The organism is Halostella sp. PRR32, assembly GCF_034808085.1.
Taxonomy (GTDB): domain Archaea; phylum Halobacteriota; class Halobacteria; order Halobacteriales; family Natronoarchaeaceae; genus Halostella; species Halostella pelagica.
The window spans coordinates 171,554-178,521 of sequence record NZ_JAXHGL010000006.1; the positions used below are offsets into that span (position 1 = coordinate 171,554).

A 6,968-nucleotide genomic window follows, 5' to 3' on the forward strand; every position below is an offset into this window, starting at 1 on the left:
TCAACCGTGCGAGACCCAGTTTTCGAAGTTGTCCAATTGGTACTGATGGAGGAGGGGTTGAAGGGAGAATTCCATATCTATCTTTTAGTCAAAGATTTCGACCAGAGAAACCCTAATCTCTGAAAGAGAAGATCTACACGATCCGGAACCCATATGTATAGACGATCTGCTCATCCCAGTCCACAGTTTCAGTCACAAGAGCGAAGGTATAAACAGCTGTCTCCGGTTCCCTGGGATATGTCTGGCCTCAAACAGTTGCTCTCTGGACCACCTTTTGAACAGTACGACGAGGGACGATTCTTTCGGGCACTTACTGAATCTCTCGAGAGATGGAAACAGAACGACCTCTACAGACGAAAGCTAGAACGCTCCGAGGTCGATGGTCCGGTAACGTCGTGGGGCGATGTACATCAGTTACCGACGATCGGAATGCGGGAATTTAAGCAGCATCCAGAAGAGCTTGCGATCGACGAACTCAACCCGGACCAAGCACTCTACAGTAGTGGGACGACATCCGAGTCGAAGAGTTTTGCTGCTCGATCGACAAAGACGCTAGAGATACACCAGAGCAACTTAGCATCGTTCTCACGAGCCATCATCGGCGACGTTGATTACGCTGCCGCACTTGGTGTCCCTCGTGGCGATCTGGCCCGACTCCCCGCAGATGTGAGTCGCCGTGCTCTGTTCAGATATCTACTCTGGCTGATGGAGCCACACGATGCGTCGTTTTTCCTGCGCGTCAGTGGTAACAAGGAGATCGAGCCGGAGTACGACCGTCTCTATGAATATCTCGACCAACACAGCGGTAAGGGGGTGCTGAAGGGATCTACATCCGGGATCGCTGCCTTCTGCAATTATCTGGAGGAGCAGGATGCATCCCTTGATCTTGGCGAAGACGGGATGGTCATAACTGGTGGTGGATGGAAAGGTCAATCAGAGATGACACGAGATGAGCTTCGGACGTTAATCGCGCGTCAGTTTGGGATACAGGAGGAGAACCAGCTTGACTTCTATAGTGCGACAGAGTTTACATTCTTCACCGGGAGCAAGCCGGGGGACGATAACCCGAGTCTGAAGCGCGTTCCCGCGCAGGCCTATTGTTATATTGCTGATATCGAGACGTTCAGGACACAAGGTGTCGTTGAACCAGTGGCGAACGGAGAAGAGGGTCTGCTTGTCGTCGTTGATCCACTCAACCGAAGCCACCCAGGAGTGATTCTAACGGACGATGTGATGCGAAAAACCGGGGGTGAATACGGTCAAGACGTACGAATCGATCACATGGGACGCTCAACGAGGATATAGGGTTTCTCGGCCTTATTGAATTCCTTCGCCGCTGGCATCCGGAATAGACGCTCTTCTTGGTACTTACAGTTAAATCAAATTGAAACCAGCGGACGTACAAAACCGCAAGACTCGAAAAGGGGTTCAACAGAACCGAACACACCCATTGGGAAAGCCTAAAATGGCAGGAACATAACATAACTCCCATGTCCGCTATCGAACGTCTTGTTCGACATGACCCACTCACCTACGATTCGACATCCTTCTTCGATGCGGTGAACGCCGCACTGACAGAGTGGCGAAAGAACGACCGCTATCGGCAGAAACTGGAGCAATCTGAGTTCACCGACGATATCGAGTCTTGGGCTGATGTCCATTCCCTTCCCACAATAGACATGCGGGAATTCAAGACACGTCCCGAGGAACTCGCTATCAAAGAGTTAGACCTTGAGAAAGCCTTCTACAGTAGTGGAACGACATCCGATACGAAGAGTTTCGCTGCACGGACGGATCGTGGAATCGAGTGGGAGAAACATAAGACGGAACGATATGCCGACGAACTGATTGGGGATGTGGATTACTCTGCTGTACTCGCGCTTCCGGTTCCTGAACTTGAGAAATTACCGACTGACATGAGTCGCCGCGGCATCTTCCGGAAAATCCTCTGGGTGAAGGGCGACAAGTCGAAGTATTACCTCGAGATCGAGGATGATGCGATGGTCCCTGATTTCGAGAAACTACTGACTGACCTCAAACAGCAGAACGGCCGTGGTATTCTACAGGGCGCGACCACACAAGTCCATGACTTCTGTGAATTCCTCGCTGAGCGGGATGAATCAGTTGATCTTGGCGAAGATGGTGTTGTTCTGGTCGCCGGCGGGTGGAAAGGCAAACGGCATAAAACTAAGAAAGAGCTGCGAGCGGACTTTGCTGAGTATCTCGGAGTACAGCCAAAGAACGTGATGGACGTCTATGCGACCACTGAATTCACCTTCTTCACCGGAAACAAGCCGGGTGACGATACTCCTGATCTGAAACGTCTCCCATCTCAGGCCTACGGCTACGTCGCCGATGAAGAAGCGTTCCACAAACGCGGCGTCGTCGAACCGGTGGACGTAGGAGAGACCGGTTTCTTGGTCATCGTTGACCCAACAAATCTCGATTACCCAGGGATCATCCTGACTGACGATATCGTCCGTAAGCACGGCTCGGCATATGGTGAAGATACTAGGATTGAATATGTTGGACGAGCGGAATGACTACGTATAATCCATGAGCAGAGAAGGCGATTCCAAGCAACTACAGGCACAGTATCGAGGCGGATGCAGGGTTGAGAACATGGAGTCCGCCGATCGGGCGGACGATATCCCGAACGAGATCCCCGCGGAGGCCTACGTTCTTGAAGAAACTGAACAGAAGTCATTCCCCGAGAACCCCCGTCGTGCAATCCCCGACGAACAGCCACTCACAGATCTCTCACCGGATCGCCGGGTCGAACTCCTCTCTGAGATGGTTACCGTGTACGCCGACCGACTAGCCACTGCTGAGGTGCTCGAGAGCCTCGAGGAGATCACCGGCGAGTCTCGGGACATGCTTGAATACGACATCCAGGTAATCCGGATGCTATCCGATCCAGACGTGTTGTATTCAATGTATGATGTGGGGGATACGAACCTCGCTAGATTTATCGAAGAATGGCGAGAAGCAGACGGCTTCTACCAGAGAGCAACATCTCTGGGACGCGGTGTGAACATTAATGCCGGCCACAACGTCAGCACGGTTGTTGTACCTGAGATTTGGCGAGTACTCTCCGGAAATGCCGTTCTCCACAAGATGCCCTCGAGCGATCAGGTCACGCTTCGTGTACTCCACGATGTCTACGCCGAGTACGACAACCCTGTCGCGAATACCTGTCGAATTTCTTATTGGCCTGGCGGGAGCGAAGATCTTGAGGAGAACCTGTTCGCATCAGACTACGTCCTCGCATGGGGTGATGACCCAACGATTGACGCGATCCGGTCTCGACTCGCACCAACGACCAAGTTCGTTCCATTCCACTTCGAGTTCGGCACATATCTCGTTGATGCGGAGACCCAGCACGATTACGACCGTGAACTGCTTCAGCGAATAGCAGCGGACTTCTCATGGGGAGATCAACTCCTTTGCTTCTCCCCGCTCGTCATGGTTATTGAGGATACGGATGCCACTACAGACTTCTTGACCGATCTCGCCACTGTCTTAGAAGAGTACGAAGCCGAATATAAAATGGGGGCGGTCCCAGACAAAGAGCGGATGGGAATCACTCGATCAAAGAAAACCGCCCGAGACTACGGGAATCTAATCTCTGACTGGGAGAACAAGACCACTATCGTCCAGCGAGACGGCCTTGAACGTTCCGACATCTCTGAATTCCATAGCTTCCGCTACATCCAGGCTCACCGGGTGGATAGCCTTGAGAAATCTTTGGACGAGGTCGGCCACGTCAGAAATCTTCAGGAATTTATCCTCGCGACGAGCGAGGAGAGTCGCCAGGAGCTCAGAGAACAGATTCTTGAGACGAACGCCAAGCGAATTGTCTCTCCTGGGGGCGCACCGCCAACACTCCCGATCCCGTGGGACGGAAAGCACGCTGTCAACGAACTCGTTCGATGGGTAACGGACGAATACCATCATGAACAGGGGTGACTGATCGGGCGCTTACATCTCGACAAGTATCGGTGAGGTGTATGCTCTCTTCTATAATAGCGCGGCGTCTCCCGGTTCTGAGAAGGCGACCCACGTAATGAACTTCAGGACTGCGTTCGATCGCGTGCTTGATGACCTTGCGGTAGAACACTCATTCGGCTATCCAGGCTTCCAGAGTTCGGAGTTCTTCCAGCTTGAGTCACCAGAATTCCTCCTCAACGAACAGCTCCGTGTGTACGGCGTCCATATCCACAGCTACCTGGGACAACGATCGTTTTGCTTCTTCAAGAACGCCGGCTTCTATTCGGACTATCTGCAGATAATGAATGCCTCAGTTCTCGGTGCGAACGCCGTGATGGTCGCAATCGACAGATGATGTCAAGAACGGGGGGTCAGAAACAATTCGTTCCTCCGACGACCTTCGAACGCTGGTCCGAGGAAGTTCCTGCTGACCAATTCAGCTGGAATCGCGCATTACATCCCCTCTATGCTGAGTGTAGTTTCAACTTCACGCCCTGGTATTTTGTATCGCAGTAAATGATATACGAGTTCATTTAGTGGGATAATCCGGCCCTAGAAGCCTCTAAAACCCATAATTCTGGCGATCGTCCGAATACTTCGAGTGGTCCTGATTATGCTCGTAATCACGACCACTTTGAAGTACCCCGCCGCCGTCGGTGAAGCACGAATGCTGCAACCGCCTCACGACGGCGCTTCCCCGAGGGTAGAGACACCGAGACCGGGCCTGAAGGAGGGTGGAGAGCCGGTAGATGCCTGATCGAGCGCTTTCGACGCCGCTCGACGACAGCTTCGAGCGCTACCTCCAGGACAAGGGGAAAGGCCGCGGTGGCGACGGCGGGAACTACCGCCGGAACGCTGCGCGCGAACTCGAGCGGTTCGCCGAGTGGGCCGCCGGCGACCGCGGCGACGACTGGACCGGGGTCGTCCCCGACGACGTCGATCGCGAACCCTCCTTCGAGGATCTCGACGAACGTGTCTTCCGCGAGTACGCCCGGCATCTCGCAGGTGACCGTGGACTCAAGCAGAATACCGTACAAACCTATTACCGCTATATCTCTGCGTGGTGTGGCTGGTGCGTCAACGAGGGATATCTCGAAGCCCATTACGCCCAGCGGGCAAGTGCGATGGCACCGCTCCCGGAAGACGACGGCCGCAAGCCCGGCGACCAGCAGGCCTGGACGACCGAGCAGCGCCACGCCCTCACCCGCCACGTCGAGGAGCGGGCCCGCGACGCCGTGGAGGCGTACACCACACTCTCGGAGGAGACTGACTCCCTCGTCAAGCAGCGAGCGCGCTACGCGGCGCTGAAGGCGGCTCGTGACCGGGCGCTAGTGTTCGTTCTCGCGTACACGGCCGTTCGTGTCGGGGAACTCCTCCGGGATCCGAACGACCCGCGCCGGCGCGGCGTCCGCTGGGAGGACCTCTCGCTCGATGAGGGGAGTATGGATGTCTACCGGAAGAAACAGCAGTGGGACGCCGCCAGTCTCCCCGACCCGGTGATCTCGCCACTGCGAAGCTACCGCAAGCTGATAGACCCGCCGACGGACCGCTGGCCGGTGTTTCCGACGTTCGATCAACGGACGCTCGCAGAGCTCGTCCAGGCAGAGCTATCTGAACGAGGAGGACGCTTAGAGGCAATTACTGAGTGCCGTGAAGAATACGTCCGCGACCTCCTGCTAGCGCTCGATGAGGACATTCGGCCGCCGTCGATCACGACGGACGGCGCACGATCGATCCTCCAACGGCTCTCAGAAGCTGCAGAGATAGACATCGACCATCCGAAACACGATTACCTTGCTCCACACGGCGGCCGGCGTGGAATGGGTGAAGTTCTCGTTCGAGCATTCGGATACACGGTTGCCGCCCGGTATCTCGACAATTCAGAGGAGATGGTGAGAGAGCGGTATTCACATATCGAGGCCGGAGAACTCGGTGATGTCGCTACTGAGGCGCTCGAGGAGATCGATAGTATACCGTAGTAACATATTTCGAGTGTGAGGGGTAGACCGTCACGTTCACACCGCGTCGACGGTGAACAGCGAGTCGTCGCTGAGGACGACCTGTACCCGGCGGTGCCAGGCGTCAGCAAAGGCCTCCCGTTGCTGGTCGCTTGCCGATCCGTCGAGAATCCCCTGGAGGTTCCCAATCGCGGGTCCACCGTCAGGAACGTCGCTGACATGGTAGATCACTTCGATGGTCTCGTCCGTGTCGGTTCGCCGGAAGCGGAACGTCGGCTCCGCCGTGTCCGGGTCGAAGGCGTCGAAGGGCAGGAGATCGCGGCGGCCACCGTAGCCGCCGGCGGGCCCGCTGAATCCGTCGTCGTCAGTCGCGCCAGTCACGTACGAGATGATGCGGCTCATCACGCCGTACGCAGCATCGTCCTGCGGGCCGGCCGCCTGGACCTCGATTTCGCTCCGGACTGGATAGTCGTCGGGATACAGGGCGTCGAGTCCGAGCTGGACGATCCGGTAGGCGCCCGAGGCAGTCGGACAGGAGTGTCCCGCCTCTTTCACCGCGTCTCTATAGGTGATGACGAACGGCCCGCCCGGTTCGAGGACACCGAGGGCCTCCGCGACGGGGTCGCGGATTTCGATCGGATCGACGTCGTAGTCGACCTGCCAATTGGTTCTAGTCTGGGCCGTGTCAGTCGCAGTGGAATTCGATGTCATGAGTGGTGGTAGTAGTGTCTCGTGGTCAGTAGCGGAGCAGTCGCATCCCGTGGAGGATGACGAGGAGAACGCTAGCCTCGTGGACCAGCATTCCCGACGCGAGGGTGACGTAGCTGGTGAGCACGCCAGCGAGAAGAACGGTCACGGTCAGGACCGCGAGACCGACGTTCTCGAGGATGTTCCAGCGCGTCGCTTTGCTCAGTTTGACTGCGTAGGGGATGCGTTCGAGGTTGTCGGCCATCAACGCCATGTCAGCCGTTTCGATAGCGGTGTCCGTTCCCGCAGCACCCATCGCGATGCCGACATCGG

6 protein-coding genes and 1 pseudogene are annotated in these 6,968 nt (G+C 56.1%); 5 read left to right on the forward strand and 2 right to left on the reverse strand.

The window, feature by feature from the left end:
• Positions 1-237 precede the first annotated feature (237 nt).
• The 5 genes from SM753_RS17660 (at position 238) to SM753_RS17680 (ending at position 5,969) form a co-directional block, all read left to right on the forward strand.
• Entirely contained in the window at positions 238-1,305 is a 1,068-nt protein-coding gene (locus tag SM753_RS17660) for a hypothetical protein (protein ID WP_323192641.1), read from the forward strand.
• A gap of 176 nt (positions 1,306-1,481) precedes the next feature.
• Complete coding sequence (locus SM753_RS17665; protein WP_323192650.1) at positions 1,482-2,543, forward strand: hypothetical protein; 1,062 nt, start codon at positions 1,482-1,484, stop codon at positions 2,541-2,543.
• A 13-nt stretch (positions 2,544-2,556) separates the two neighbouring features.
• Positions 2,557-3,969 carry an acyl-CoA reductase gene (locus tag SM753_RS17670; protein ID WP_323192642.1) on the forward strand — a complete coding sequence of 471 codons (1,413 nt, stop codon included), beginning with the start codon at positions 2,557-2,559 and terminating at the stop codon, positions 3,967-3,969.
• A 97-nt stretch (positions 3,970-4,066) separates the two neighbouring features.
• A complete protein-coding gene (locus SM753_RS17675) occupies positions 4,067-4,345 on the forward strand; it encodes a hypothetical protein (RefSeq protein WP_323192643.1) in 279 nt (92 codons plus the stop codon).
• 394 nt (positions 4,346-4,739) lie between these two features.
• Positions 4,740-5,969 (forward strand): phage integrase SAM-like domain-containing protein, encoded by a 1,230-nt coding sequence (locus tag SM753_RS17680; protein ID WP_323192644.1) that lies wholly within the window; start codon positions 4,740-4,742, stop codon positions 5,967-5,969.
• A 36-nt stretch (positions 5,970-6,005) separates the two neighbouring features.
• On the opposite strand, the gene SM753_RS17685 is transcribed toward SM753_RS17680, so the two are convergent.
• Both SM753_RS17685 and SM753_RS17690 read right to left on the reverse strand, forming a co-directional pair.
• Entirely contained in the window at positions 6,006-6,659 is a 654-nt protein-coding gene (locus tag SM753_RS17685; protein ID WP_323192645.1) for a hypothetical protein, read from the reverse strand.
• 25 nt (positions 6,660-6,684) lie between these two features.
• A pseudogene (locus SM753_RS17690) lies at positions 6,685-6,968 on the reverse strand (cation-transporting P-type ATPase); the annotation flags it as partial.

Coding starts and splice junctions, on each gene's coding strand:
- SM753_RS17660 (WP_323192641.1), top strand. CDS start 238: ATGTCTGGCCTCAAACAGTTGCTCTCTGGACCACCTTTTGAACAGTAC.
- SM753_RS17670 (WP_323192642.1), top strand. CDS start 2,557: ATGAGCAGAGAAGGCGATTCCAAGCAACTACAGGCACAGTATCGAGGC.
- SM753_RS17675 (WP_323192643.1), top strand. CDS start 4,067: ATGAACTTCAGGACTGCGTTCGATCGCGTGCTTGATGACCTTGCGGTA.
- SM753_RS17680 (WP_323192644.1), top strand. CDS start 4,740: ATGCCTGATCGAGCGCTTTCGACGCCGCTCGACGACAGCTTCGAGCGC.
- SM753_RS17685 (WP_323192645.1), bottom strand. CDS start 6,659: ATGACATCGAATTCCACTGCGACTGACACGGCCCAGACTAGAACCAAT.